Genomic DNA, 25,614 nt, shown 5'->3' with positions numbered 1-25,614 from the left:
CGCCGTCACGACCCGAAAGCGGCACTATTCCCACGAGCCGCGGGCCCCCGGCAGCGCCGCCACCTCTGTCAGGTCCCGCGGTGTCAGACGCAGCCCGGACGCCGCCGCGTTCTCCGCCACCCAGCGTTCCCGCTTGGCGCCCGGGACCGGGATCACGCGCCCGCCCTGTGCCAGCACCCAGGCGAGGGCCACCTGCGCGGCCGTCACGCTTCCGCCGTGCCGCGCGGCGATCCGGCGCAGACCGACGACGATCGGCTGGTTCGCGGCCATCATCTCGGCGGTGAAACGGGGATGCCGGGCACGCATGTCGTCCGGCTCGAACCCCTGGCCCGGGGTCAGCGTCCCGGTGAGGAAACCGTTGCCGAGCGGCATCGCCGCCAGGAAGCCGACGCCGCGCGCCTCGCACCATGGCAGCAGGGTGTCCAGCGCCTCGGGCGACCACACCGACAGCTCGGCCTCCACCGCGCTCACCGGGAAGACCTGCTGGACCCGCCGCAGCTGCCGAATCGTTCCGTCGTACAGCCCGCCCGACCGGCGACCACCCCGGGCCCCCACCGCGCACAGCCCCAGCGCCCGCACCTTGCCCGCCCGCACCAGCTCGGCCATCGCGCCCCAGGTCTCCTCGACCGGGACCTCGGGATCGGCCCGGTGCAGCTGGTAGAGGTCGATGACGTCCGTCTGTAGACGCCGCAGGGAAGCGTCGCAGGCACGCTTCACATAGCCGGGCCGGCCGTTGGCCACGATGTGCTGCTCACCGACGAGCAGACCGACCTTCGTCGACACGAACGCGTCCTCGCGCCGTTCCTTCAACGCCCGCCCCACCAACAGCTCGTTGGTGAACGGGCCGTACATGTCGGCGGTGTCCAGCAGGGACGAACCCGCGTCCAGCGCCCGGTGCACCGCCCTCAGCGACTCGTCGCCCCGCTGCCGCGACCCGCTGTACGCCCAGCTCATCGGCATGCACCCGAGACCGACGGCCCCCACCTCGAGCGCCCCCGCGCCGATCGTCCTGCGCTCCACCTGCTCGGACCCTCCCTCTCCCGGCCTCCCAACCTAACCTCTGGACGCGCGCGTGCCTGACATAGCCTCCTGACCATGAGTGCTGACGTCTGGCTTCCCATCCCGCCGGAACAGATCAAGGGCCTCCCCCAGGGGCCGAACTACCGCTTCTGGAACGGTGAGGAGGACTTTCCGGCGGACCCGGCCGACTGCGCCTTCTACGTCGTCCCCTACATGAAGCCCGCCGCCCTCGGGCAGCGGCCGTTGCCCGCCATGAGCTCACTGGAAGTCGTGCAGACCTTGTCCGCCGGCATCGACCACGTGCAGCCGGCCCTCGCGTCCCTGCGTCCCGGAGTGCGGCTCTGCAACGCGCGCGGGGTGCACGAGGCGAGCACGGCCGAGCTCACGCTCACCCTGACCCTCGCGTCGCTGCGCGGGATCCCCGACTTCGTACGGGCCCAGGAACGCGGGGAGTGGCTCGGCGGGTTCCGGCCGGCGCTCGCCGACAAGAACGTGCTCATCGTCGGCTACGGCTCCATCGGTTCGGCCATCGAGGACCGGCTCGTCCCCTTCGAGGTGGCGCGGGTGGCGCGCGTCGCGCGCTCCTGGCGCACGACGGCGCGCGGTCCCGTGCACCCGATCGCCGAACTTCCGGCCCTGCTCCCCGAGGCGGACGTCGTGATCCTCTGCACGCCCCTGAGCGAGAGCACGACCGGCCTGGTCGACGCCGGGTTCCTGGCGCGGATGAAGGACGGCGCGCTGCTCGTGAACGTGGCGCGCGGCCCGGTCGTCGACACCGAGGCGCTGCTCAACGAGGTGCGCGGCGGCCGTCTTCTCGCCGCCTTGGACGTCACCGACCCCGAACCCCTGCCCCCCGGCCACCCGTTGTGGAGCGCGCCGGGCGTGCTGATCAGTCCGCACGTGGGCGGACCCACCTCCGCCTTCCTGCCGCGGGCCGAGCGCCTGCTGGTGGACCAGTTGGGGCGCTTCGTGAACCGGGAGCCGCTGCGCAACGTGATCCTGACGACGGGCACGGCGAACGGTTCGTGACGGCCGCGGCACTCCCGCGGCCCGAATCGGGCACCCTCCGCAGTCCCCCGGACGCGCTCCGTACCTCGTCCGGGCGCATATGCCGATGATCGTCACGCAGCGTAGAGGAACTATGTCCCTGAGTGACGAGACTGGTGTATCGTCCCGACAGGGGCTGCGCCGCGCACGTTCGGCGCCAGGGATGGACATTTCAGACTTGTGAGGGGGGCGACGGGCGATGCACGGCCTATGGACGAACGATCCGACGCGGCGGAGCCGCCGACGGCGACCCTGGCGCTCCACCGCGCGCCGACACGGTCACGGCACTCATCACGGCCGTCACCGTCACAGGTGCGGCAGCCACGGGAAGCACGCGCCACCGGCGGCCCGGGACCCGAGGGATCCGGGAGTGACGCGGACCGGGAGGGTCCGGTGAGTTCGCCGCCGACCTCCACGACCCTCCTCGACGGAGCGCTGCGGACACAGCCTTCGACGGGGACGCCGCGCACCGCGCCGTCGTCCACCGGCGGCCCCGGATCGAACCTGATCCACCAACTGCTTCTCTCCTTCCTGTGCGCGGGATACGCCGTCGGTTCCGCGCTCGGCTGGGGATCGGACCAACTCGCACTGATCATGGGCGACTTCGGGCTGACCGCGGCGGCGGGGACCGCCGCCGTCTCGTGCTTCCTCTACGCGCGCACCCGCCGCGTCCGCTTTCGACCCGCCTGGCTGTTGTTCTCGCTCTCCTCGGCGATGGCGGCCCTCGGCAACCTGGTCTGGGGGTGGTACGAAGTGGTCCTCGGCCGGCCCGTGCCCAGCCCCAGCTTCGCCGACCTGTTCTTCCTCTGCTTCGCACCCCCCGCCATCGTGGGGCTGCTCGTGCTCGCCGCCCGCCCGATGACGAAGGCGGGCTGGGTCTGCCTGGCCCTGGACGCCTGGCTGATCGCCGGCTCGCTGCTCACCCTCTCCTGGAGCCTCGCGCTCGCCCAGGCGGCGAAGTTCGACGGGCCGAGCGTGGCCCACGCCGCGTTGTCGCTGGCGTACCCGCTGCTCGACATCGCCCTGGTGAGCATGGTGTTGGTGCTGCACTTCCGGCGCACGCCGGTGAACCGCACGGCGGTCAACACGGCCGTCGGTGCGCTCGCCCTGACCGTGATGTGCGACGCCCTGTTCACCTCGCCGCTGCTGCACAACAACTACCGCTCGGGCCAGCTCCTCGACGCGGGGTGGTTCGCGGGCTCGCTGCTCCTGGCGTACGCGCCCTGGGCCGCCTCCCGCCGGCAGGGGTCCGCCGCGGATGAGGGGCACACGCGTGTGGTGCACGAACACGTACCCGGCCAGCGCCCCGCAAGGCGCCCGCGCGGGCCGGCGCAACCGGCGTCCGCCACCGCGGCGCAGGCCCCGGGGCAGCGGCCCGACCGGCCGGCCGGACGGACGTCCGACCCGGCGGCCCCCCAGGGAGGCGACCAGGGCCGGTATCCCGTCACGCGGCCCATCACCGGGTCCCTGGCCGCCCTCACGCCCTATCTCGCCGCGGCCGTCTGCACCCTGGGGATCCTCTACAACGTCCTCAACGGCCGCAGCGTCGACCGTGTGGTGCTGCTGACCGGAGGCACGGTCGTGCTCGCCCTCGTGGTGCGACAGGGGATCATGCTGCTCGACAACATCACCCTCACCCAGGAACTGGCCCAGAAGGAGAACCACTTCCGCTCCCTGGTGCAGGGCTCGAGCGACGTCATCATGATCGCCGCGCCCAGCGGCGTCCTGCGCTACGTCTCCCCGGCCGCCGCCGGGGTCTACGGACGGTCCGCCGAGGACCTGGTGGGTTCGGAACTGGCCGACCTGATCCACCCCGAGGACCTGGGCTGTGTGGTGCACGAGGTGCGCCGGTTCCTCGCCGCCGATCCCCAGGAGGAACCCACCACCCGCATCGAGTGCCGCTTCCGCTCCGGTGACGGGGGCGCCTCCCGCTCGGGCGGAGCCGCGGGCGGGGGAGGCTGGCTCAACGTCGAGTCGACCGTCAACCGCCATCACGGCGGCCTGATCTTCAACAGCCGGGACGTGACCGAGCGGGTGCGGCTCCAGGCACAACTCCAGCACAACGCCGAGCACGACCCGCTCACCGACCTGCCCAACCGCGCGCTGTTCACCCGCCGCGTGCAGCAGGCCCTGTCCGGCCGCCGCAGCTCGGACCGCGGCCCCGCCCTGCGCAACACCGCCGTCCTCTTCATCGACCTCGACGGCTTCAAGGCGGTCAACGACACGATCGGCCACGCGGCCGGGGACGAACTGCTGGTGCAGGCCGCCCGCAGGCTCCAGGACGCGGTCCGCAAGGGGGACACCGCCTCCCGGCTGGGCGGCGACGAGTTCGCGGCCCTGATCGTCGGCGACGGCACCCGCGACCGCGCCGCCCGGGAACGCCACATAGCGGAACTCGCCGACCGCCTCAGGCTCACGCTGTCGCAGCCCTATCTCATCGACGGCAACGAGGTCCGCGTCGCCGCGTCCATCGGCGTCGCCTTCGCGGAACCCGGTCTGGGCGCCGGCGAGCTGCTGCGCAACGCCGACCTCGCCATGTACCGCGCCAAGGCGGGCGGCAAGGGCCGGGTCGAGCTGTACAAGCCCCAGATGCAGCAGGACGTCGTCCGCAAGGCGGAGCTGGCCACGCGGCTGCGCGCCGCGCTGCACGACGGCGAGTTCGCGCTGCTGCACCAGCCGGTGGTGCGCCTGGAGGACGGCCGGATCTCGTCTGTCGCCGCGCAGGCGCGCTGGCGCTCCTCCCAAGGAGTGCTCTTCACGCCCGCCGAGTTCCTGCGGGTCGCGGAGGACAGCGACAGGACGGCCGAGCTGGGGCGCTGGATGCTGGCGGAAGCAGTCGAGCAGGCCGCCGACCGGGCCGTGAGCGGACTCACCCTGCCGGTGGTCGTGCGGGTGGGCGCCAGGCGGCTGCTGGACCGGTCGATGCCGCTGGGCTCCGTGGAGGCGCTGCTGACGCGGCACGGGCTGCCGTCGGGCTCCCTGGTGGTCGAGCTGTCCGACACCGACCCGAGGGTCCCGCTGGACGAGCTGGAGCGCCGCCTGGGGGCGCTGCGCCGGCTCGGGGTACGGATCGCCCTCGACGGCTTCGGCAGCGGCTACGGGGCCCTCACGGCGCTGCGCCGGCTCCCGATCGACGTGCTCAGGCTCGACCGTTCGCTGGTCGAGGGGGTCGTCGAGTCGGCGCGGCTGCACAAGATCACCAGTGGCCTGCTGCGGATCGCCACCGATCTCGGGCTCCCGTCGGTCGCCGAGGGCGTGGACCTGCCCGAGCAGGTGGTCGCCCTGCGGGCGATGGGCTGCACCCACGGCCAGGGCATGGCGTTCTCCGCGCCGCTCGACGAGTACCGGCTGCGCAGGGCCCTCGCCACGGGCCGGTATCCGGTGCCGCACGGCCCGGCCGAGCCGGTGTTCGCGGGCGGAGGCTCAGGGGTGTACACCAGTGGTGTACACGCCGGTGGCGTCGCCGGCGGTGTCACAGCCGTCCTGGGGAGCGGAAGTGCCCTTCGCTCACATAATGAGACGCCCGTCCCACCCACTTGACAGTCGGTGCGCGCCGGGGGGAGGGTCAATGCCATGCGCACCCGAATTCTCGTACTTGGAAAGCGCGTCGGCTGAAGCTGGTGACGCTCCGGAATCCCGGAACTCCCAGCGACCCCACCCGGCGCGCTCCCCTCGCTTGCCTTTTGGCACGAGGGGTTTTTTGTTGCACAAAACCCGCCGCGGCGCCCCTGCCGCGGCCCCCGCAGGACCCGAGCGACACCCCAGTACGACCCCAGTAGAACCCTCAGTAAAACCCTCAGCATCGAGAAGAGAATGCCGATGACCGAGCAGGCCACCGGGGCCCATCCGCAGCCGCGGCCCCGATCCGGAGGACACTCCGCGACCGTCGAGCACGTGACGGGTGCGCAGTCCCTCATCCGTTCTCTCGAGGAGGTCGGCGCCGACACGGTATTCGGCATTCCCGGCGGTGCGATCCTTCCGGCGTACGACCCGCTGATGGACTCGACGAGGGTCCGCCACGTCCTGGTCCGGCACGAGCAGGGCGCGGGCCACGCGGCCACCGGTTACGCGCAGGCCACCGGCAGGGTCGGCGTCTGCATGGCCACCTCGGGCCCCGGCGCGACCAACCTGGTCACGCCGATCGCCGACGCCCACATGGACTCGGTGCCGCTGGTGGCGATCACCGGACAGGTGGCGTCGAAGGCGATCGGCACGGACGCCTTCCAGGAGGCGGACATCGTCGGCATCACCATGCCGATCACCAAGCACAACTTCCTGGTCACCCAGGCCGAGGACATCCCGCGGGTCATCGCGCAGGCGTTCCACATCGCGTCCACCGGCCGGCCCGGGCCGGTCCTGGTCGACATCGCCAAGGACGCCCTCCAGGCGAAGACCACGTTCTCCTGGCCGCCCGTCATGGACCTGCCCGGCTACCGTCCGGTGACCAAGCCGCACGCCAAGCAGATCCGCGAGGCCGCCAAGCTGATCACCGCCGCCAAGCGGCCGATCCTGTACGTCGGCGGGGGTGTGCTCAAGGCCGGCGCCACCGCCGAACTGAAGGTCCTCGCGGAGCTGACCGGTGCCCCCGTCACCACCACCCTGATGGCGCTGGGCGCGTTTCCGGACAGCCACCCGCAGCACCTGGGCATGCCGGGCATGCACGGTTCGGTGGCGGCCGTCACCGGGCTTCAGAAGGCCGACCTGATCGTCGCCCTCGGCGCCCGGTTCGACGACCGCGTCACCGGCAAGCTCGACAGCTTCGCCCCGTACGCCAAGATCGTCCACGCGGACATCGACCCGGCGGAGATCGGAAAGAACCGCGCCGCCGACGTGCCGATCGTCGGTGACGCTCGCGAGGTCATCGCCGACCTGGTCCAGGCGGTGCAGAAGGAGCACAGCGAGGGCCAGCGGGGCGACTGCACCGCCTGGTGGAAGGACCTGAGCCGCTGGCGCGAGACCTACCCGCTCGGCTACGACCAGCCGTCCGACGGTTCGCTCGCCCCGCAGCAGGTCATCGAGCGCATCGGACAGCTCGCCCCCGAGGGCACGATCTTCGCGGCGGGCGTCGGCCAGCACCAGATGTGGGCCGCCCACTTCGTCAAGTACGAGAAGCCCGCCACCTGGCTGAACTCGGGCGGCGCGGGCACGATGGGATACGCGGTCCCGGCCGCGATGGGCGCCAAGGCGGGCGCCCCGGGACAGACCGTGTGGGCCATCGACGGTGACGGCTGCTTCCAGATGACCAACCAGGAGCTCACCACCTGCGCCCTGAACAACATCCCGATCAAGGTCGCCATCATCAACAACGGCGCCCTGGGCATGGTCCGCCAGTGGCAGACCCTGTTCTACAACCAGCGCTACTCCAACACCGTGCTGCACAGCGGCCCGGAGGCGGACGGCAAGCAGCCGAGCGCCGGCACGCGCGTCCCCGACTTCGTCAAGCTGTCGGAGGCCATGGGCTGCTACGCGATCCGCTGCGAGTCCCCCGAGGACCTCGACAAGGTCATCGAGGAGGCGAACTCGGTCAACGACCGCCCGGTCGTCGTCGACTTCATCGTCCACGAGGACGCGATGGTGTGGCCGATGGTCGCCGCAGGCACCTCCAACGACGAGATCATGGCCGCCCGGGACGTCCGCCCCGACTTCGGCGACAACGAAGACGACTGAGCGAGAGAGACGTAAAGAAGACATGTCCAAGCACACGCTCTCCGTCCTGGTGGAGAACAAGCCGGGCATCCTGGCCCGGATCGCCGCCCTGTTCTCCCGCCGAGGCTTCAACATCGACTCGCTCGCCGTCGGCGTCACCGAGCACGCCGACATCTCCCGCATCACGATCGTGGTGAGCGTGGACGCCCTGCCGCTCGAGCAGGTCACCAAGCAGCTCAACAAGCTCGTCGAGGTGCTGAAGATCGTCGAGCTGGAGCCGGGACAGGCGGTTCACCGTGAACTCGTTCTGGTGAAGGTGCGCGCCGACAACGAGACGCGCTCCCAGATCGTCGAGATCGTCCAGCTGTTCCGGGCCAAGACCGTCGACGTCTCCCCGGAGGCCGTGACCATCGAGGCCACCGGCAGCAACGACAAGCTGACCGCCATGCTCAAGATGCTGGAACCGTACGGCATCAAGGAGCTGGTCCAGTCCGGCACGATCGCCATCGGCCGCGGCGCCCGTTCGATCACGGACCGCTCGCTGCGCGCTCTCGACCGGTCGGCATAAGTACACAACCGGTCCGCGACGAACGGATCCGGGCGGCGCGGTGATCGCCGACCGCCCGGATACCGAGACCCCGAGACTTCCCTTCCCCTCACCGTCATACGGTGGGACGCAACACCCGCACCCAAGGAGAGAACCCAAAGTGGCCGAGCTGTTCTACGACGCCGACGCCGACCTGTCCATCATCCAGGGCCGCAAGGTCGCGGTCATCGGTTACGGCAGCCAGGGCCACGCCCACGCGCTGTCGCTCCGTGACTCGGGTGTCGACGTGCGCGTCGGTCTGCACGAGGGCTCCAAGTCCAAGGCGAAGGCCGAGGAGCAGGGCCTGCGCGTGGTGACCCCCGCCGAGGCCGCCGCCGAGGCCGACGTCATCATGATCCTCATCCCGGACCCGATCCAGGCCCAGGTGTACGAGGAGTCCATCGCCCCGAACCTGAAGGACGGCGACGCGCTGTTCTTCGCCCACGGCTTCAACGTCCGCTTCGGCTTCATCAAGGCCCCGGCCGGCGTGGACGTGGCCCTGGTCGCCCCGAAGGGTCCGGGTCACCTGGTGCGCCGCCAGTACGAGGAGGGCCGCGGCGTCCCCGCGATCGCCGCCGTCGAGCAGGACGCGACCGGTAACGCCTTCGCGCTGGCCCTGTCGTACGCCAAGGGCATCGGCGGCACCCGCGCCGGCGTCATCAAGACGACCTTCACCGAGGAGACCGAGACCGACCTGTTCGGTGAGCAGGCCGTTCTGTGCGGTGGCACCTCGGCGCTGGTCAAGGCGGGCTTCGAGACCCTGGTCGAGGCCGGCTACCAGCCGGAGATCGCCTACTTCGAGTGCCTGCACGAGCTGAAGCTGATCGTGGACCTCATGTACGAGGGCGGCCTGGAGAAGATGCGCTGGAGCGTCTCCGAGACCGCCGAGTGGGGCGACTACGTCACCGGCCCGCGGATCATCACCGACGCCACCAAGGCCGAGATGAAGCAGGTCCTCACCGAGATCCAGGACGGCACCTTCGCCCAGAACTGGATGGACGAGTACCACGGCGGTCTGAAGAAGTACAACGAGTACAAGGACGCGGACTCCGAGCACCTGCTGGAGACCACCGGCAAGCAGCTGCGCAAGCTGATGAGCTGGGTGAACGAAGAGGCGTGAGCCTGGGGGACAGGGGCCGGAGCGTGCTGCTCCGGCCCCGTCGTCCCTGCCGTCCGACCACGGACGGGTGATCCTTCCGCGGAGGCATGAGGCGACCTCCGTCGCGGCACTACACTGCTGCCTATATACGCGTTCAGGCCCACAGCGTCGTGCGTCTTCCACGCGGCTAGCCCCTCCCTCCGCCTGCGGCCGTCGGGACGGCCGTCCGCACGCACTGGACTTGTGAGGACTCACGTGAGCTCGAAACCTGTCGTACTCATCGCTGAAGAGCTGTCGCCCGCGACCGTGGACGCGCTTGGCCCGGACTTCGAGATCCGGCACTGCAACGGAGCGGACCGAGCCGAACTGCTCCCGGCCATCGCCGACGTCGACGCGATCCTGATCCGCTCGGCCACCAAGGTGGACGCCGAGGCGATCGCCGCCGCGAAGAAGCTGAAGGTCGTCGCACGAGCCGGCGTCGGCCTGGACAACGTCGACGTTCCCGCCGCCACCAAGGCCGGCGTGATGGTCGTCAACGCCCCCACCTCCAACATCGTGACCGCGGCCGAGCTGGCCTGCGGTCTGCTGCTCGCCACCGCCCGCCACATTCCGCAGGCCAACGCCGCGCTGAAGAACGGCGAGTGGAAGCGCAGCAAGTACACGGGCGTGGAGCTCGCCGAGAAGACCCTCGGGGTCGTCGGCCTCGGCCGCATCGGTGCGCTCGTCGCGCAGCGCATGTCCGGCTTCGGCATGAAGGTCGTCGCGTACGACCCGTACATCCAGCCCGCGCGCGCCGCGCAGATGGGCGTGAAGGTCCTGTCGCTGGACGAGCTGCTCGAGGTCTCCGACTTCATCACCGTCCACCTGCCCAAGACCCCGGAGACGGTCGGTCTGATCGGCGACGAGGCGCTGCGCAAGGTCAAGCCGAGCGTGCGCATCGTCAACGCCGCGCGCGGCGGGATCGTCGACGAGGAGGCGCTGTACTCGGCGCTGAAGGAGGGCCGCGTCGCCGGCGCCGGCCTCGACGTGTACGCGAAGGAGCCCTGCACGGACTCCCCGCTGTTCGAGTTCGACCAGGTCGTGGCCACCCCGCACCTCGGCGCCTCGACCGACGAGGCCCAGGAGAAGGCCGGTATCGCGGTCGCGCGTTCCGTGCGGCTGGCGCTCGCCGGCGAGCTGGTGCCGGACGCGGTCAACGTCCAGGGCGGTGTCATCGCCGAGGACGTCAAGCCCGGTCTGCCCCTCGCCGAGCGGCTCGGCCGGATCTTCACCGCGCTCGCGGGCGAGGTCGCGGTCCGCCTCGACGTCGAGGTGTACGGCGAGATCACCCAGCACGACGTGAAGGTGCTGGAGCTGTCGGCTCTCAAGGGCGTCTTCGAGGACGTCGTCGACGAGACCGTCTCCTACGTCAACGCCCCGCTGTTCGCGCAGGAGCGAGGCGTCGAGGTGCGGCTGACCACCAGCTCCGAGTCGGCCGACCACCGTAACGTCGTCACCGTGCGCGGCACGCTCTCGGACGGCGAGGAGGTGTCGGTCTCCGGCACGCTGGCCGGTCCGAAGCACCTTCAGAAGATCGTCGCGGTCGGCGAGTACGACGTCGACCTCGCGCTCGCCGACCACATGGTCGTCCTCAAGTACGAGGACCGTCCGGGTGTCGTCGGCACCGTCGGCCGGGTCTTCGGGGAGGCGGGGATCAACATCGCCGGTATGCAGGTCGCCCGCGCGGCCGCGGGTGGCGAGGCGCTGGCCGTGCTGACCGTCGACGACACCGTGCCGGCGGGTGTGCTGGCGGAGGTCGCCGAGGAGATCGGCGCGACGTCCGCGCGTGCGGTGAACCTCGTCTGAGGTTGCCGCGCGTACCGGGGGCGGCCGCCCCCAGGCCCCCGCTTCGGCCTGAACGGCCTCGTCCTCGAACGCCGGACGGGCTGATATGGCCGGCCTCGGCTGAAAGGGCGCCGGTGGCTGGAGTGATCCAGCCACCGGCGCCCTTTCGCATGAGTCCTACTTGACGCGGATCCTGCGCAGGGTCACCGCAGCCGCTGCCGCCGCTCCGGCCAGGAGTACCGCTCCGGCGATCGCCGCGCCCTGCATGCCGTGGGTGAACGCCTCGCGGGCCGTCGCGGCCAGGGCGTCTCCCGTGCGCCCCGGGAGGTGACCCGCCACCGCCAGGGCGCCGCCGAGGGTCTCGCGGGCCTCGGCGGGGGCCGTGGCCGGGATGCCGTGGCGGTAGAGCGCCGTACCGATGGAGCCGAGGACGGCCATACCGAGGGCGCCGCCGAACTCGGTGCCGGTCTCCAGCAGGGCCGACGCGGAGCCCGCGCGCTCCACCGGGGCCGTGCTCAGTGCCAGGTCCGTCATCTGGGACAGGACCATCACGATTCCGCAGGCCAGGACCGCGCAGGCGGTCAGCACCAGCCACATCGAGTCGGTGCCGGCGAGGGCCAGCAGCGCGTAGCCGCTCGCCCCGATGGCGAAGCCGGCCGTCACGACGTAGGCGCGGTCGACGCCCTTGTGGACCAGGGAGGTCGCGATCGGGGCGGCCATGCCGATCGGCACCGAGGGGAGCAGGGCCCACAGGGCCGCTTCCAGCGCGCTCCTGCCGAGCACCGACTGGAGGTACTGGGTCGTGAAGAACGCCGAGCCCAGCATGCCGAAGGCGGAGACCAGGTTGAGGACGAGGGCGGGGGCGAAGCCGCGGCCCCGGAACAGGGCGGGGGAGATCATCGGTGAGGCCGTGGTGCGCTGGCGGTGGACGAAGAGGGCCGCGAGGAGCAGGCCGACGGTGACCGAGACGACGTACTGCGCGTGCCAGCCCTCGGACGGGATCTCCTTGAGGCCGTAGATCACGGGGAGTACGGCGGCCATCGACAGGGGGACGCTCGGCCAGTCGAAGCGGCCCGGAGCGGGGTCGCGGGACTCGGGCAGCAGGACGGGACCGAGGACGAGCAGCAGGACCATCGCGGGCAGGTTGACCAGGAAGACCGAACCCCACCAGAAGTACTGGACGAGCAGACCGCTCATCACCGAGCCGAGCGCGATGCCGCCCGTCATGACCGCCGACCACATGCCGATCGCCTTCGCGCGCTGGGCCGGGTCGGTGAACATCGTGCGGATCAGGGCCATCGTCGAGGGCATCAGGGTCGCACCACCGATGCCGAGGACCGCGCGGGCGGCGATCAGGGTCTCGGCGCTGTCCGCGTAGGCCGCGACCAGGGAGGCGGTGCCGAACGCGGCGGCGCCGACCAGCAGCAGCCGGCGGCGGCCGATGCGGTCGCCGAGCGAGCCCATCGTCATCAGCAGGCCCGCCAGGACGAACGCGTAGATGTCGAAGATCCACAGCTGCTGCGTACCGGTCGGTGCCAGGTCGGCGCTGATCGCGGGGATCGCGAAGTAGAGGACGGAGACGTCCATCGAGACCAGCAGCAGCGGAAGCATCAGCACGCCGAGGGCGGTCCATTCACGGCGGCCCGCGCGGGCCGCGGGAGGTGCGGTGGTGCTCACCGGGTCCGTGGAGTTCGTGGAGTGCGTCGAGTTGGTCATGACGGTGACTGTACGAGCGTCTTAAACGGTTGTCTAGAACGAATGTATAAGTCATGTGTCTAGGACGTCTGTATGGATCGGCGGTAGGGTGGCGGGCATGGGACACCGTGAGGATCTACTCGAAGGCGCCAGGCGCTGTCTGCTGGAGAAGGGGTTCCTGCGTACGACCGCGCGGGACATCGTCAAGGAGTCGGGGACCAACCTGGCGTCCATCGGCTACCACTACGGCTCGAAGGACGCGCTGCTGGTGCAGGCGTACGTCTCGTTGATCGAGGGCGCCGGCGACGACTTCGACCCCGGCTGGGGCGCGGAGGGCGAGGTGACGGCGCCCGCCGGGTCACTGGAACGCTTCCAGGAGGTGTGGGCGAGCATCATCGGCTCGGTGCCCCGGACGCGGGCGATCTGGCTGCTGAGCTTCGAACTCATCGTCCAGGGGGACCGGCTCCCCGAGGTGCGCAAGCTGCTGGCCGAGGCGCAGGAGGCGGGCCGGTCGGGGATCGTGCCCATGTTCAACGGCGTCCCCGAGGACGAGCTCGACAAGGAGACCGTCGACACGGAGGGACGCTTCTACCAGACCCTCCTCAACGGGCTCATGGTCCAGTGGCTGTTCGACCCGGACTCGGCGACCGACGCGGCACAGCTCACCGAGGGGCTGCGGCGGGTGATCGCGGGCGCCAAGGAGAACTGACCCGCCCGGAGCGACGCGTGGGGCTCCCGGCGGATCGGGCCGGGTCCTGCCGGAGGGGTACCGCCGTGACGGGACGGCTCTCAGGGCAGCCGGGCCGCCTTCAGCGTCATGTGCAGCAGGAGCCGGTCCTCGCCGTCGTCCAGATCCAGCCCGGTCAGTTGTTCCACCCGGGACAGCCGGTAGTAGAGGGTCTGCCGGTGGATTCCCAACTCGGCCGCCGCGCGACCCGCTTGGCCGGCGCGGTCGAGGTACACCTCTGCGGTGCGCGCGAGTTCGTGGTGGGCGGGCGACAACAGGGCGCGCACGGCGGGGTCCTGGACGGTCTCCGCGGGCAGGGAGGTCAGCAGGCGGTAGGGGCCGATGGACGCCCACCGGGCGACCGGGCCGAGGCCGGGCTCCGCCAGCGCCGCACGTGCCGACGCCGACGCCTCCTGCCAGGCGGCGCCGAGTTCCGCCAGGCCGAGCCGCCCGGCGGCCACTCCCGCCGCGGACCCGCCCGCCCGTTCCAGCAGCCGTGCCGCCGCCGACGTCGCCGGGGTGAGGGTGTCCGTCGCGCGCAGACGGACGAGCAGGGCCAGGGACTCGCCGACCGCCTCGTGGGCGTGGGGGACGCCACCGGCCCACGGGACCGTGCACAGTGCCGTCGCCCCCGGCAGCGTACGCAGCGAGGGGGCGTCTTCCGGGTCGGCGGACGGCCAGGGCGTCACGCACACCACCGTGTGCGGGCCGTCCGCACGGGCGCCCAGCGCGGTGCGCAGCTCGGCCACCGCCATGTCCCGCTGCCAGCCGGGCTGCGCGGTGAGCACCGCCCGCAGCTCCCGGGTGAGGTCGGCGCCGTGCTGGGCCTCGTCGGCGAGCAGGGCGCCGATGCGGCCGGTCACCTCCATCGCGGCCGCCAGCTGGGAGTCCGAGGGTCCGGGGTCGTCGTCGAGCAGCCAGACATAACCGAGGACGACCCCCCGGTGCCGCACGGGGAGGCAGATGCGCCCCCGGTACACCCCGGCTTCCGGGGTCGGCGGGATGCGGACCGGACCGGTCGCCCGCGTGATGCCGAAACCCTCGAACCAGGTGCGGACGGCGGCCGTGGAGCGCCGGGTCAGGATCGAGCGGGTGCGCACCGGGTCCAGCGCCGACGCGTCGAGTTCGCCTTCGCTGTCGTAGGCGCCGAAGGCGATCAGCTCGAAATCCCGGTTCTCCAGGGTCGCGGGAGCGTCGAGCAGCTCCGAGATCTCGTCGACGAGCTCCTGGTGGTCACCCTGGTAATCGGCTGTCACCCGGGCATTCTCCCGCATGTCCGCATCCCTTTCATACATCTGTCTGAGATCCGCGGCACGGATGCGTGACAGCTGTCGATGGCCCACGATCGGAGGGATCCTTAAGTTTCACGGTGGTTCTCCGTGCCGTTCCCCGATCGTCGGGTATCGGCCTCGTATGGGTTGGTATGTGGAGGTTCCCCGTGCTGGGTCCCGTGATTCTCGCCGCGTCGCGCAGCGACCGGATGCGACGCCTGATCTCGGCGGCCCCGGTGACGAAGCAGGTCGTGGACCGCTTCATCCCCGGTGAGACGGTCGACGACATCGTCCCGATCGTCGAGCAGCTCACCGCCGGGGGACTGGAGCTGACGATGGACGTCGTCGGAGAGGACATCACCACCCCCGAGCAGGCCTTTGCCGCCCGGGACGCCTACCTGGCGCTGATCGACCGGCTCGCGCAGCTGGAGCTCGGCGAGCGCGTCGAGACGTCGGTCAAGCTGTCGATGTTCGGCCAGGCACTGGACGGGGGCCACGAGCTGGCCCTCGCCAACGTGCGCCCGGTCGTCGAGGCCGCCGCCGCCATCGGCACCACCGTCACCCTCGATGCCGAGGACCACACCACCCTCGACTCGATGTTCGCCATCCACGACGAGCTGCGGAAGGACTTCCCGCAGACCGGCTGTGTCATCCAGGCCTACCTCTTCCGCACCGAGGCCGACGCCCGCAGGCTCGCCGCGAGCGGCAGCCGGGTACGGCTAGTGAAGGGCGCGTACAAGGAGCCCGCCGAGGTCGCCTACCAGCAGAAGCACGAGATCGACAAGGCGTACGTCCGGATCCTGCGCACACTGATGGAGGGCGAGGGATACCCGATGATCGGCTCCCACGACCCGCGTCTGATCTCCATCGCGCAGGAGCTCGCCCGCAAGGCGGGACGCAAGCTCGACGAGTACGAGTTCCAGATGCTGTACGGGATACGCGGTGACGAACACCTGCGGCTGGCCGCCGAAGGGCACCGCATGCGCGTCTACACCGCCTACGGCACCGACTGGTACGGCTACTTCATGCGCCGCCTCGCGGAGAAGCCGGCCAACCTGCGGTTCTTCGCCCGCAGCATGCTCACCCGGGGCTGAGGACGAAGCCCGTGCAGCGGCCTGTCCGCCGGGGGTCCGGGGGTCGTCCCCCGGAGGAAGGCGCAGCATGCGCCGCCTCCCGGAGAAGCCGGCCGGCCCGCGGTTCCACTTCGTCCGCTCGATGATCAGCAAGGGCTGAGCCCGCCCCCGCTCGAAACACCCGCTCAGAAGGAGTAACGGAAGACATGGACGCGGTAACCCAGGTCCCCACCCCCGTCAACGAGCCGGTGCACGGCTACGCCCCCGGCTCGCCGGAGCGCGCCCGGCTGGAGGCCAAGCTCAAGGAGCTCGCCGACAACCCGATCGACCTGCCCTGCACCATCGGCGGCGAGCACCGGATGGGCGGCGGTGAGCGCTTCGACGTCGTGCAGCCGCACAACCACAAGGCCCGACTCGGCACCTATGCCAACGCCACCCGGCAGGACGCGCAGGACGCGGTCGACGCGGCCCTCGCCGCCGCGCCCGCCTGGCGCGCGATGTCCTTCGACGACCGTGCCGCCATCATCCTGCGCGCCGCCGAACTGCTCGCCGGTCCCTGGCGCGAGACCCTCGCCGCCTCCACCATGCTCGGCCAGTCGAAGACCGCCCAGCAGGCGGAGATCGACTGTCCCTGTGAACTGGTCGACTTCTGGCGCTTCAACGTCGCCTACGCCCGCCAGATCCTGGCCGAGCAGCCCCCGGCGAACTCCCCGGGCGTGTGGAACCGCCTCGACCACCGCCCGCTCGAGGGCTTCGTCTACGCGATCACGCCGTTCAACTTCACGGCGATCGCGGGCAACCTGCCGACCGCGCCCGCTCTGATGGGCAACGTGGTCGTGTGGAAGCCGTCCCCGACGCAGACCCACGCCGCCGTGCTGCTCATGCGCCTCCTCGAGGAGGCCGGGCTGCCCAAGGGCGTCATCAACCTGGTCACCGGCGACGGCCTCGAGGTCTCCGAGGTGGCCCTGAACCACCGCGATCTCGCCGGTATCCACTTCACCGGCTCCACCAAGACCTTCCAGTACCTGTGGAAGACGGTCGGCGCCAACATCGAGAAGTACCGCTCCTACCCGCGTCTGGTCGGCGAGACCGGCGGCAAGGACTTCGTCGTCGCCCACCCGAGCGCGGACCGCGCGGTCCTGAAGACGGCGCTCACCCGTGGCGCCTTCGAGTACCAGGGCCAGAAGTGCAGCGCGACCTCCCGGGCCTACATCCCGGCGTCGATCTGGAACTCCGGCTTCAAGGAGGAGTTCGCGGCCGAGGTCGACTACCTGACCATGGGTGACGTCACCGACCTCGCCAACTTCGTCGGCGCCGTCATCGACGAGCGTTCCTTCGCCAAGAACAAGGCGGCGATCGACCGTGCGAAGGCCGACCCGACCTGCACGGTCGTGGCGGGCGGCTCCTACGACGACTCGGTCGGCTGGTTCGTCCGCCCGACCGTCGTCGAGTGCACCGACCCGGAGAACGAGGTCTTCACGACCGAGTACTTCGGCCCGTTCCTCGCCGTGCACGTGTACGACGACAGCGCGCCCGACGCGTACGAGGCCATGCTGACGCAGATGGAGTCGGTGTCGGACTACGCGCTGACCGGCTCGGTCATCTCGGGGGACCGCGCGGCCGCCGCGTACACGATGGAGAAGCTGCGTTACGCGGCCGGCAACTTCTACATCAACGACAAGTCCACCGGCGCCGTCGTCGGCCAGCAGCCCTTCGGCGGCGGCCGGGCCTCCGGCACCGACGACAAGGCGGGCGCCCCGCAGAACCTGATGCGGTGGACCCTGACCCGCGCCATCAAGGAGACGCTGGTCCCGCCGACCGACTACACGTACCCGCACATGGGCTGACACGGTCCGCTCTGCGGTGCCGAACGGGCCAGGTCCTCCGGGACCCGGCCCGTTCCCGCGTCCGGGGGCCCGGAGCACTGAGACGCGGTGCGGGTGACGGGGCTCGTGCGGGGCGGTGGCGGCGGCCGTCGGGCGGGCGTGCTCAGCCGGTCAGGTGGCGTTCGAGGAAGTCCCGGGTGAGCGCCGCGATCTGTCCCGCGTGCGTCTCCAGGGCGAAGTGCCCGGTGGGCAGCAGATGCACCTCCGCTCCGGGCAGGTCCCGCCGGAAGGCGAGCGCGCCGGCCGGCACGAAGATCTCGTCGCCTGCGCCCCAGACCGCCAGCAGCGGGACCTGGCTGGTGCGGAAGTACTCCTGGAAGGCCGGGTAGAGGGCGAAGTTGGAGCCGTAGTCGGAGATCAGGTCGAGCTGGATCTCCGACTGGCCGGGCCGGGCCATGAGGGCGGCGTCGTGCTCGTACGCGTCCGGGCTCACCAGGTCCCGGTGCTCGGGGGGAACCCCGTGCAGGTACTGCCACCTGATTCCCTCGGGGCTGCTGATCTCCCGCACCGGGGCTTCCGTCCGCGGGGTGCGCTCCGCGATCAGCGCCCGTACCGGTGCCCAGGCCTGTGCGCCCAGTCCTTCCTCGTACGCGTTGCCGTTCTGGGTGATGATCGCGGTGACGCGGTCGGGATGGGCGAGGGCGAGGCGCAGACCGATGGGGGAGCCGTAGTCCTGGATGTAGAGCGCGAACTTCTTCAGACCGAGTTGTTGTGTGAACTCCTCGGTGAGCGCGGCCAGTTCGTCGAAGGTCCAGGTGAAGTCGGCGGGCGCCGCCGAACGGCCGAAGCCGAGGTGGTCGGGGGCCAGGACGCGGTAGCGGTCGGCGAGCAGCGGGATCAGGTCGCGGAACATGTGCGAGCTGCTGGGGAAGCCGTGCAGGAGCAGCAGGACGGGCGCGTCGGCCGGGCCCGCCTCCCGGTAGTACACCTCATGGCCGCGGACGGTGACGGTGCGGTGACGGACCTGGGGCCTGGCGTCGAGGGTCATGGCATGAGTCCACCATGCGACCCCTAACTGGTCAAGAGTCTTTTGACGGTTAGTCGAGCGCATGACCGCCCCCGCGGACGCCAGGGTCCCGCCCGCGTTCCCGGCGTGGGGTGGCGGCGGGTGGAGATCATCCGCGAAAACGCAGGTCGGGGCAGGGTGGCCCGGTGTGCCGTCTCAGATAGTAGGAAGTCCGAGTAATTGTGGAGACAGGCGCGTGCCCCTCCCTTAGCTTTGTAGGAGCCGAACGTCTCGCTCGACCAAGCGAACGGCGGTCGTGAGCCGGGCCCGTGCAGGCAATCCCTGCGGCCACGCTCCCCGCCCTTGGGGGCACCCCCCGCCCATCAGGCGGAGCGGGAGTCTCGTAAGCCCTTTGGCACTCCCTGGATTTCGAAGGAGTCGATTCCCCATGGCCGAGACGACCGTCCGCCGCCGCGTCCGTCACACCTCCCGCACGAGCGAGTCCGACCGCAAGAACGCGGCCGCCGCCCTCCAGCGTGCGCTCGACCGCCGTGACAACGGCGGTGAGACCGGCCACTGAGCCGGACCGCCCCGCATTCCGGGAGCCGCACCCGCTCGGGGTGCGGCGCGGGCCCCGCACGGGACGGCGGGTTCCGCGCCGCACTCCGACCCGGCCTCCCTCTCTCGCGTCCGCATGGCGGACAGTCCGTGTCATCCCATGGGACGGGGAGTAGGGTTCCCGCATGTCTCGCAGCCTCAATCTCGCAGTGATCCCCGGTGACGGCATCGGCCAGGAGGTCGTGGCCGAAGGTCTCAAGATCCTCTCCGCCGTCCTCCCGCAGGACGTGAAGCTGGAGACCAAGGAGTACGACTTCGGCGCGCGGCGCTACCACGCCACCGGTGAGACCCTCACCGACGCGGACGCCGAGGCGCTCAAGCAGCACGACGCCATCCTGCTCGGCGCGATCGGCGACCCGAGCGTCCCCTCCGGTGTTCTGGAGCGGGGTTTCCTGCTCAAGCTGCGCTTCCTCTTCGACCACCACGTCAACCTGCGTCCGTCGAAGCTCCTGCCGGGTGTCGCCACCCCGCTGGCCGGCCAGCCCGAGATCGACTTCATCGTGGTCCGCGAGGGCACCGAGGGCCCCTACACCGGCAACGGCGGCACGATCCGCAAGGGCACCCCGCACGAGGTCGCCACCGAGGTCTCCGTGAACACGGCCTTCGGGGTCGAGCGCGTGGTCCGGGACGCCTTCACCCGCGCCCAGGCCCGCCCGCGCAAGAAGCTGACGCTGGTCCACAAGAACAACGTGCTGGCCTTCGCCGGTCACCTGTGGACGAACATCTTCAACCAGGTGGCCCAGGAGTTCCCCGACGTCACCACGGACTACATCCACGTGGACGCCGCGACGATCTACCTCGTCACGGACCCCGCGCGCTTCGACGTCATCGTCACCGACAACCTCTTCGGCGACATCATCACCGACCTCGCCGCGGCCGTCTCCGGCGGCATCGGCGTCGCCGCGAGCGGGAACATCAACCCCTCCCGCGAGTTCCCCTCGATGTTCGAGCCCGTGCACGGCTCGGCCCCGGACATCGCCGGCCAGGGCAAGGCGGACCCCACTGCCACGGTCCTGTCCGTCGCCCTGCTCCTGCGCCACCTCGGCTACGACGCAGAGGCGGTCCGCATCGAGGACGCCGTCTCCGCCGACCTGGCGGAGCGCGGCTCGCTGCCCGCGCGCAGCACCTCCGAGATCGGTGACGCACTCTCCGTACGAGTAGCCGGCTGACCCCGCGCTGCGCGAAACCTCTCGAAGCCGCCGGGTCGCATCGCACCCGGCGGCTTCCGCATGTCCCCCGCCGGGTGCCACCATCAACCCTGGGTCGCATTCCCGCCGTTTTGGCCCTCGTCCGCCGCTTGCGATAATCGAACGCGGAGCCGCGGTATGAGGGAATGCTCGGACGTCCTACCATCGGCCACTGGCCGTACGGGCGTGAGCGCGGCCCGTCACTACACAACCGGTGAAGGACAACCACTCATGACGACGCCCACGATCGAGCTCAAGCCCTCCGCCAGCCCCACCACCGCCGCCGAGCGGCAGGCGATCCTGGCGAACCCCGGGTTCGGCCGCCACTTCACCGACCACATGGTGACGATCAAGTGGACCGAGGGCCGCGGCTGGCACGACGGCCAGCTCGTCCCGTACGCGCCGATCCCCCTGGACCCGGCCACCAACGTCCTGCACTACGCGCAGGAGATCTTCGAGGGCCTGAAGGCGTACCGCCGCCCCGACGGCTCCGTCGCCACGTTCCGCCCGGACCAGAACGCCAAGCGCTTCCAGCGGTCCGCCCGCCGCCTCGCCATGCCCGAACTCCCGGTCGAGACGTTCATCGAGGCGTGCGACGCGCTCGTCGGCCAGGACAAGGACTGGGTGCCGGCGCACGGCGGCGAGGAGTCCCTCTACCTGCGCCCCTTCATGATCGCGACCGAGGTCGGTCTGGGCGTCAAGCCGGCCAACGAGTACCTGTTCCTCGTCATCGCCTCACCGGCCGGCGCCTACTTCCCGGGCGGCGTCAAGCCCGTCTCCATCTGGGTCTCCGAGGAGCACGTCCGCGCCGTCCCCGGTGGCATGGGCGACGCCAAGACGGGCGGCAACTACGCCGCCTCGCTGCTCGCCCAGGCCGAGGCCGCCGCCCAGGGCTGCGCCCAGGTCTGCTACCTCGACGCGGTCGAGCGCAAGTGGGTCGAGGAGCTCGGCGGCATGAACCTGTACTTCGTGTACGAAGACAAGATCATCACGCCGTCGCTGACGGGCTCCATCCTGGAGGGCGTCACCCGCGACTCCCTCCTCACCGTCGCCCGCGACCTCGGCTACCGGGCCGAGGAGGGCCGGGTCTCCGTCGAGCAGTGGCAGCGCGACTCGGAGAACGGCACGCTGAAGGAGGTCTTCGCCTGCGGGACCGCCGCGGTGATCACCCCGGTCGGCACGGTCAAGCGCACCGGTGGCGAGTGGCAGCAGTCGGGTGGCGAGCCCGGCGAGGTGACCCGCGAGCTCCGCCGGGCCCTGCTGGACATCCAGCGCGGCACGGCCGAGGACAAGCACGGGTGGATGCACGAGCTGGGCTGACCGGCCCGACGCCGGCCCACACCGGCGGCCCACCTGGGCGGGGCCGCACCGGACTTGTCGTCCGGTGCGGCCCTTCCTGTTGCCGTGAGGCATGTTTGGAGTGCTGCTCAAACAGTCTGCCAAGGCCCTTCCGGATCATTGTCGTCCACGTTTAGAGTGGTGCTCTAAACCGCTGAACGCAAGGAGGGGCCCGTCGTGCGGCTCACCCCCACCGAACGGGACCGGCTGCTGCTCTTCGGGGCCGCCGAGCTGGCCCGCGCCCGCCGGGCCCGCGGGCTCCGGCTGAACGTCCCCGAGGCGACCGCGATCGTCGCGGACACGGTCTGCGAGGCCGCCCGCGACGGCGCCCGGCTCGCCGAGGCGATCGAACGCGCCCGGTCGGTCCTCGGTCCGGACGATGTCCTGCCCGGCGTCGCGGACATCGTCACCGAGGTCCATGTCGAGGCCGTCTTCGACGACGGCTCGCGCCTCGCGGTCGTCAGTGATCCGATCGCCGGGGGCACGCTCGGGGACCGGGCGCCGGGGGCGCTGCTGCCGGGACCCGGGCACGCCGAGCCCGAGGCGGCCGTCCGGCTGACGGTCGCGAACACGGCGAGCGTGCCCGTCTCCGTCACCTCCCACTTCCACTTCTTCGAGGCCAACCCCCGGCTCGACTTCCCTAGGGGACGGGCCTACGGCATGCGGCTCGCCGTCCCCGCCGGGTCCTCCGTGCGCTTCGGGCCGGGGGAGAGCCGCGAGGTCGGGCTCGTGCCGATCGGCGGCGACCGGATCGCCGTCGGCTTCGCCGGCCTGGTCGACGGGGCGCTCGACGCGCCGGGGGCGAAGGAGGAGGCCCTGCGCCGGGCCGCCGCCTGCGGCTACCTCGGGACGGAAGAAGAGGGAGCGACCCGATGAACCCGTACGAGTACGCCGCCACCCACGGCCCCCGGGCCGGCGACCGCGTCCGCCTCGGCGACTCGGGGCTGGTCGTCCGCGTCGAGTCGGACTCCCAGCGGCACGGCGACGAGTTCCTCGCCGGCTTCGGCAAGACCGCCCGCGATGGACTGCACCTCAAGGCCGCCGCCGTCCGCGACACCTGCGACGTCGTGATCAGCAACGTCGTCGTGGTCGACGCCGTGCAGGGGATCCGGAAGGTGTCGATCGGCATCCGGGAGGGCCGGATCCACGCGATCGGCCGGGCCGGTAACCCCGACACGCTCGACGGGGTCGACGTCGTCGTCGGCACGGGCACCTCCATCGTGTCCGGCGAGGGACTGATCGCCACCGCCGGCGCCGTCGACACCCACGTCCATCTGCTGTCGCCGCGCATCATGGAGGCATCGCTCGCCTCCGGGGTGACCACGGTCATCGGCCAGGAGTTCGGGCCCGTGTGGGGCGTCGGCGTCAACTCGCCCTGGGCGCTGCGGCACGCCTTCAACGCGTTCGACGCCTGGCCCGTCAACATCGGCTTCCTGGGCCGGGGTTCGTCGTCGTCCGCCGCGCCCCTGGTGGAAGCGCTGGCCGAAGGCGGCGCCTCGGGCTTCAAGGTGCACGAGGACATGGGCGCCCACACCCGGGCACTGGACACCGCCCTGCGGGTCGCCGAGGAACACGACGTCCAAGTCGCCCTGCACAGCGATGGGTTGAACGAGTGCCTGTCGGTCGAGGACACCCTGAAGGTGCTGGAGGGCCGGACGATCCACGCCTTCCACATCGAGGGCTGCGGCGGCGGCCACGTGCCGAACGTGCTGAAGATGGCGGGAGTCGCGAACATCATCGGCTCCTCCACCAACCCCACCCTCCCCTTCGGCCGGGACGCCGTCGCCGAGCACTACGGCATGATCGTCTCCGTCCACGGCCTGAAGACCGACCTGCCGGGCGACGCCGCCATGGCGCGCGACCGCATCCGCGCCGGCACCATGGGCGCCGAGGACGTTCTGCACGACCTGGGCGCGATCGGCATCACCTCGTCCGACGCGCAGGGCATGGGCCGGGCGGGCGAGACGGTCCGCCGCACGTTCGCCATGGCCGGGAAGATGAAGGCCGAGTTCGGCGCCCCGGACGACCACGACAACGAGCGCGTCCTGCGCTACATCGCCAAGCTGACCATCAACCCGGCCATCGCCCACGGCCTGGCGCACGAGGTCGGCTCCCTCGAGACCGGCAAGCTCGCCGACATCGTGCTGTGGCGCCCCGAGTACTTCGGCGCCAAACCGCAGCTCGTGCTCAAGTCGGGCTTCCCGGCGTACGGCGTGGTCGGCGACCCCAATGCCGCCACCGACACCTGCGAACCCCTCGTCCTCGGACCGCAGTTCGGGGCGTACGGGGCCACCCCCGCCGACATCTCGGTCGCCTTCGTCGCCCGGGCGGCCCTCGACCAGGGAGGCGACGCGATGCCCACCCGCCGCCGACGGGTCGCCGTGCGCGGCACCCGCGGCATAGGCCCCGCCGACCTGCGCCTCAACTCCCGTACCGGAGCGGTCGACGTCGACCGGCACACCGGTCTGGTCACCCTCGACGGCGAGCCGCTGCGCTCCGAGCCGGCCGAGTACGTCTCCCTCAACCGCCTGTACTTCCTCTGAGGACCGCTGATGTCTGCTGCCGCCGACGGCTTCCACATGCCCGCCGAGTGGGCTCCGCACGAGCGCACCTGGATGGCCTGGCCGGGCCCCAACCCCACCTTCGACGACCCCGGTGACCTGGCCGCCTCCCGTGCCGCCTGGGCCGCCGTCGCCCGCGCGGTCCGCCGCTTCGAACCGGTGACGGTGGTGTGCGGCCCCGGGCAGTCGGCGGACGCCCGCGCCCTCCTCGGCCCGGACGTCGACACGGTCGAACGGGAACTCGACGACGCCTGGATGCGGGACATCGGACCCACCTTCCTCACCGGCGGGAACGGTCGACTCGCGGCCGTGGACTGGACGTTCAACGGCTGGGGCGCCCAGGACTGGGCCCGCTGGGAGCACGACGCGAAGATCGCCGCGTATGTCTGCGACCTGGTGGGGGCGCGGACGTACGCCTCGACGCTGGTCAACGAGGGCGGCGCCATCCATGTCGACGGCGAGGGCACGGTCCTGCTGACCGAGACGGTCCAGCTCGGTCCGGAGCGCAATCCGGGGTGGACGCGGGAGGACGTCGAGGCGGAGATCCACGCCATGCTCGGCACCCGCAAGGCGATCTGGCTGCCCCGCGGACTCACCGGCGACTACCCTCCCCCGCTGCATGAACGGCGTGGGGGGACCCCCATGGGCTACGGCACCCTCGGCCACGTCGACATCGTGGCCGCCTTCGCCCGCCCCGGGGTCGTCGTCGCCCACCACCAGCCCGACCCGGCGCACCCCGACCACGAGGTCACGAAGGAGGTCATCGGGCTCCTGCGGGGGCAGACCGACGCGCGCGGCCGCCGGCTGGAGGTCGTCGAGGTCGCCGCCCCGACCGTCCTGGAGGCCGACGGCCACTGGGCCGACTACTCCTACATCAACCACTACCTCTGCAACGGCGGCGTCGTGCTCTGCGGCTTCGACGACCCGCGCGACGAACTCGCCGCGGGCGTTTTTCGCCGCCTGTTCCCGGAGCGGACGGTCACGCTGGTGGACGCCCGTACGATCTTCTCCGGTGGCGGCGGCATCCACTGCATCACCCAGCAGCAGCCGAGGGTCTGAGATCCGGGAACGAGACACAGGGGAGCCGGAC

General features: G+C 71.1%; 19 protein-coding genes. 15 read left to right on the top strand and 4 right to left on the bottom strand.

The genetic code is table 11. The features are described 5' to 3' along the window. Positions 1 to 24 precede the first annotated feature (24 nt). Complete coding sequence (locus OHS71_RS13180; protein ID WP_328479573.1) at positions 25 to 1,020, bottom strand: aldo/keto reductase; 996 nt, start codon at positions 1,018 to 1,020, stop codon at positions 25 to 27. Between the two features lie 75 nt (positions 1,021 to 1,095). Here OHS71_RS13180 and OHS71_RS13175 point away from each other — a divergent pair, with 75 nt between their 5' ends. The 6 genes from OHS71_RS13175 (at position 1,096) to serA (ending at position 11,243) form a co-directional block, all read left to right on the top strand. Continuing rightward, positions 1,096 to 2,049 carry a 2-hydroxyacid dehydrogenase gene (locus OHS71_RS13175; RefSeq protein ID WP_328479572.1) on the top strand — a complete coding sequence of 318 codons (954 nt, stop codon included), beginning with the start codon at positions 1,096 to 1,098 and terminating at the stop codon, positions 2,047 to 2,049. Between the two features lie 411 nt (positions 2,050 to 2,460). Beyond that, positions 2,461 to 5,607, top strand: a complete 3,147-nt coding sequence (locus OHS71_RS13170) for a putative bifunctional diguanylate cyclase/phosphodiesterase (RefSeq protein WP_328479571.1) — start codon at positions 2,461 to 2,463, stop codon at positions 5,605 to 5,607. Between the two features lie 279 nt (positions 5,608 to 5,886). Then, complete coding sequence (locus OHS71_RS13165) at positions 5,887 to 7,734, top strand: acetolactate synthase large subunit (protein WP_328479570.1); 1,848 nt, start codon at positions 5,887 to 5,889, stop codon at positions 7,732 to 7,734. 22 nt (positions 7,735 to 7,756) lie between these two features. After that, positions 7,757 to 8,281, top strand: coding sequence for an acetolactate synthase small subunit (gene ilvN / locus OHS71_RS13160; protein WP_057584948.1), 525 nt, complete (start codon positions 7,757 to 7,759; stop codon positions 8,279 to 8,281). A gap of 139 nt (positions 8,282 to 8,420) precedes the next feature. Continuing rightward, positions 8,421 to 9,419, top strand: coding sequence for a ketol-acid reductoisomerase (gene ilvC / locus OHS71_RS13155; protein WP_328479569.1), 999 nt, complete (start codon positions 8,421 to 8,423; stop codon positions 9,417 to 9,419). Between the two features lie 234 nt (positions 9,420 to 9,653). Next, the gene (serA, locus tag OHS71_RS13150) at positions 9,654 to 11,243 is read left to right on the top strand and encodes a phosphoglycerate dehydrogenase (RefSeq protein ID WP_328479568.1); all 1,590 of its coding nucleotides are present in this window, start codon (positions 9,654 to 9,656) and stop codon (positions 11,241 to 11,243) included. 156 nt (positions 11,244 to 11,399) lie between these two features. Here serA and OHS71_RS13145 read toward each other — a convergent pair whose 3' ends face one another. After that, the gene (locus OHS71_RS13145; RefSeq protein ID WP_328479567.1) at positions 11,400 to 12,938 is read right to left on the bottom strand and encodes an MFS transporter; all 1,539 of its coding nucleotides are present in this window, start codon (positions 12,936 to 12,938) and stop codon (positions 11,400 to 11,402) included. A gap of 97 nt (positions 12,939 to 13,035) precedes the next feature. On the opposite strand from OHS71_RS13145, the gene OHS71_RS13140 reads away from it, so the two are divergent. Next, positions 13,036 to 13,626 carry a TetR/AcrR family transcriptional regulator gene (locus OHS71_RS13140; protein WP_328479566.1) on the top strand — a complete coding sequence of 197 codons (591 nt, stop codon included), beginning with the start codon at positions 13,036 to 13,038 and terminating at the stop codon, positions 13,624 to 13,626. Positions 13,627 to 13,706: 80 nt separating this feature from the next. On the opposite strand, the gene OHS71_RS13135 is transcribed toward OHS71_RS13140, so the two are convergent. After that, entirely contained in the window at positions 13,707 to 14,918 is a 1,212-nt protein-coding gene (locus OHS71_RS13135) for a PucR family transcriptional regulator (protein ID WP_328479565.1), read from the bottom strand. Positions 14,919 to 15,082: 164 nt separating this feature from the next. Between OHS71_RS13135 and OHS71_RS13130 the strand changes: the two genes are divergently transcribed. Further along, complete coding sequence (locus OHS71_RS13130) at positions 15,083 to 16,009, top strand: proline dehydrogenase family protein (RefSeq protein ID WP_328479564.1); 927 nt, start codon at positions 15,083 to 15,085, stop codon at positions 16,007 to 16,009. A gap of 185 nt (positions 16,010 to 16,194) precedes the next feature. Beyond that, a complete protein-coding gene (gene pruA / locus OHS71_RS13125; RefSeq protein WP_328479563.1) occupies positions 16,195 to 17,835 on the top strand; it encodes an L-glutamate gamma-semialdehyde dehydrogenase in 1,641 nt (546 codons plus the stop codon). A 142-nt stretch (positions 17,836 to 17,977) separates the two neighbouring features. Here pruA and OHS71_RS13120 read toward each other — a convergent pair whose 3' ends face one another. After that, the gene (locus OHS71_RS13120) at positions 17,978 to 18,862 is read right to left on the bottom strand and encodes an alpha/beta fold hydrolase (RefSeq protein ID WP_328479562.1); all 885 of its coding nucleotides are present in this window, start codon (positions 18,860 to 18,862) and stop codon (positions 17,978 to 17,980) included. 406 nt (positions 18,863 to 19,268) lie between these two features. On the opposite strand from OHS71_RS13120, the gene OHS71_RS13115 reads away from it, so the two are divergent. From OHS71_RS13115 to OHS71_RS13090, 6 genes are all read left to right on the top strand, one after another. Next, positions 19,269 to 19,400: a hypothetical protein gene (locus OHS71_RS13115; protein WP_107085114.1), complete on the top strand. Its 132-nt coding sequence runs from the start codon at positions 19,269 to 19,271 to the stop codon at positions 19,398 to 19,400. A gap of 163 nt (positions 19,401 to 19,563) precedes the next feature. Beyond that, on the top strand, positions 19,564 to 20,607 hold the full coding sequence (locus OHS71_RS13110) for a 3-isopropylmalate dehydrogenase (RefSeq protein ID WP_328479561.1): 1,044 nt from the start codon (positions 19,564 to 19,566) through the stop codon (positions 20,605 to 20,607). Between the two features lie 249 nt (positions 20,608 to 20,856). Continuing rightward, entirely contained in the window at positions 20,857 to 21,945 is a 1,089-nt protein-coding gene (locus OHS71_RS13105; RefSeq protein WP_328479560.1) for a branched-chain amino acid aminotransferase, read from the top strand. Between the two features lie 195 nt (positions 21,946 to 22,140). Beyond that, a complete protein-coding gene (ureA, locus tag OHS71_RS13100; protein ID WP_328479559.1) occupies positions 22,141 to 22,839 on the top strand; it encodes an urease subunit gamma in 699 nt (232 codons plus the stop codon). Next, a complete protein-coding gene (locus OHS71_RS13095; protein ID WP_328479558.1) occupies positions 22,836 to 24,506 on the top strand; it encodes an urease subunit alpha in 1,671 nt (556 codons plus the stop codon). Before ureA ends, OHS71_RS13095 begins: the two co-directional genes overlap by 4 nt. A 9-nt stretch (positions 24,507 to 24,515) precedes the next feature. Beyond that, positions 24,516 to 25,583, top strand: a complete 1,068-nt coding sequence (locus OHS71_RS13090; protein WP_328479557.1) for an agmatine deiminase family protein — start codon at positions 24,516 to 24,518, stop codon at positions 25,581 to 25,583. Positions 25,584 to 25,614 lie beyond the last annotated feature (31 nt).

Origin of the sequence: Streptomyces sp. NBC_00377, assembly GCF_036075115.1 — a bacterium.
Taxonomy (GTDB): Bacteria; Actinomycetota; Actinomycetes; order Streptomycetales; family Streptomycetaceae; genus Streptomyces.
This window is presented reverse-complemented; position numbering and strand designations above follow the sequence as displayed.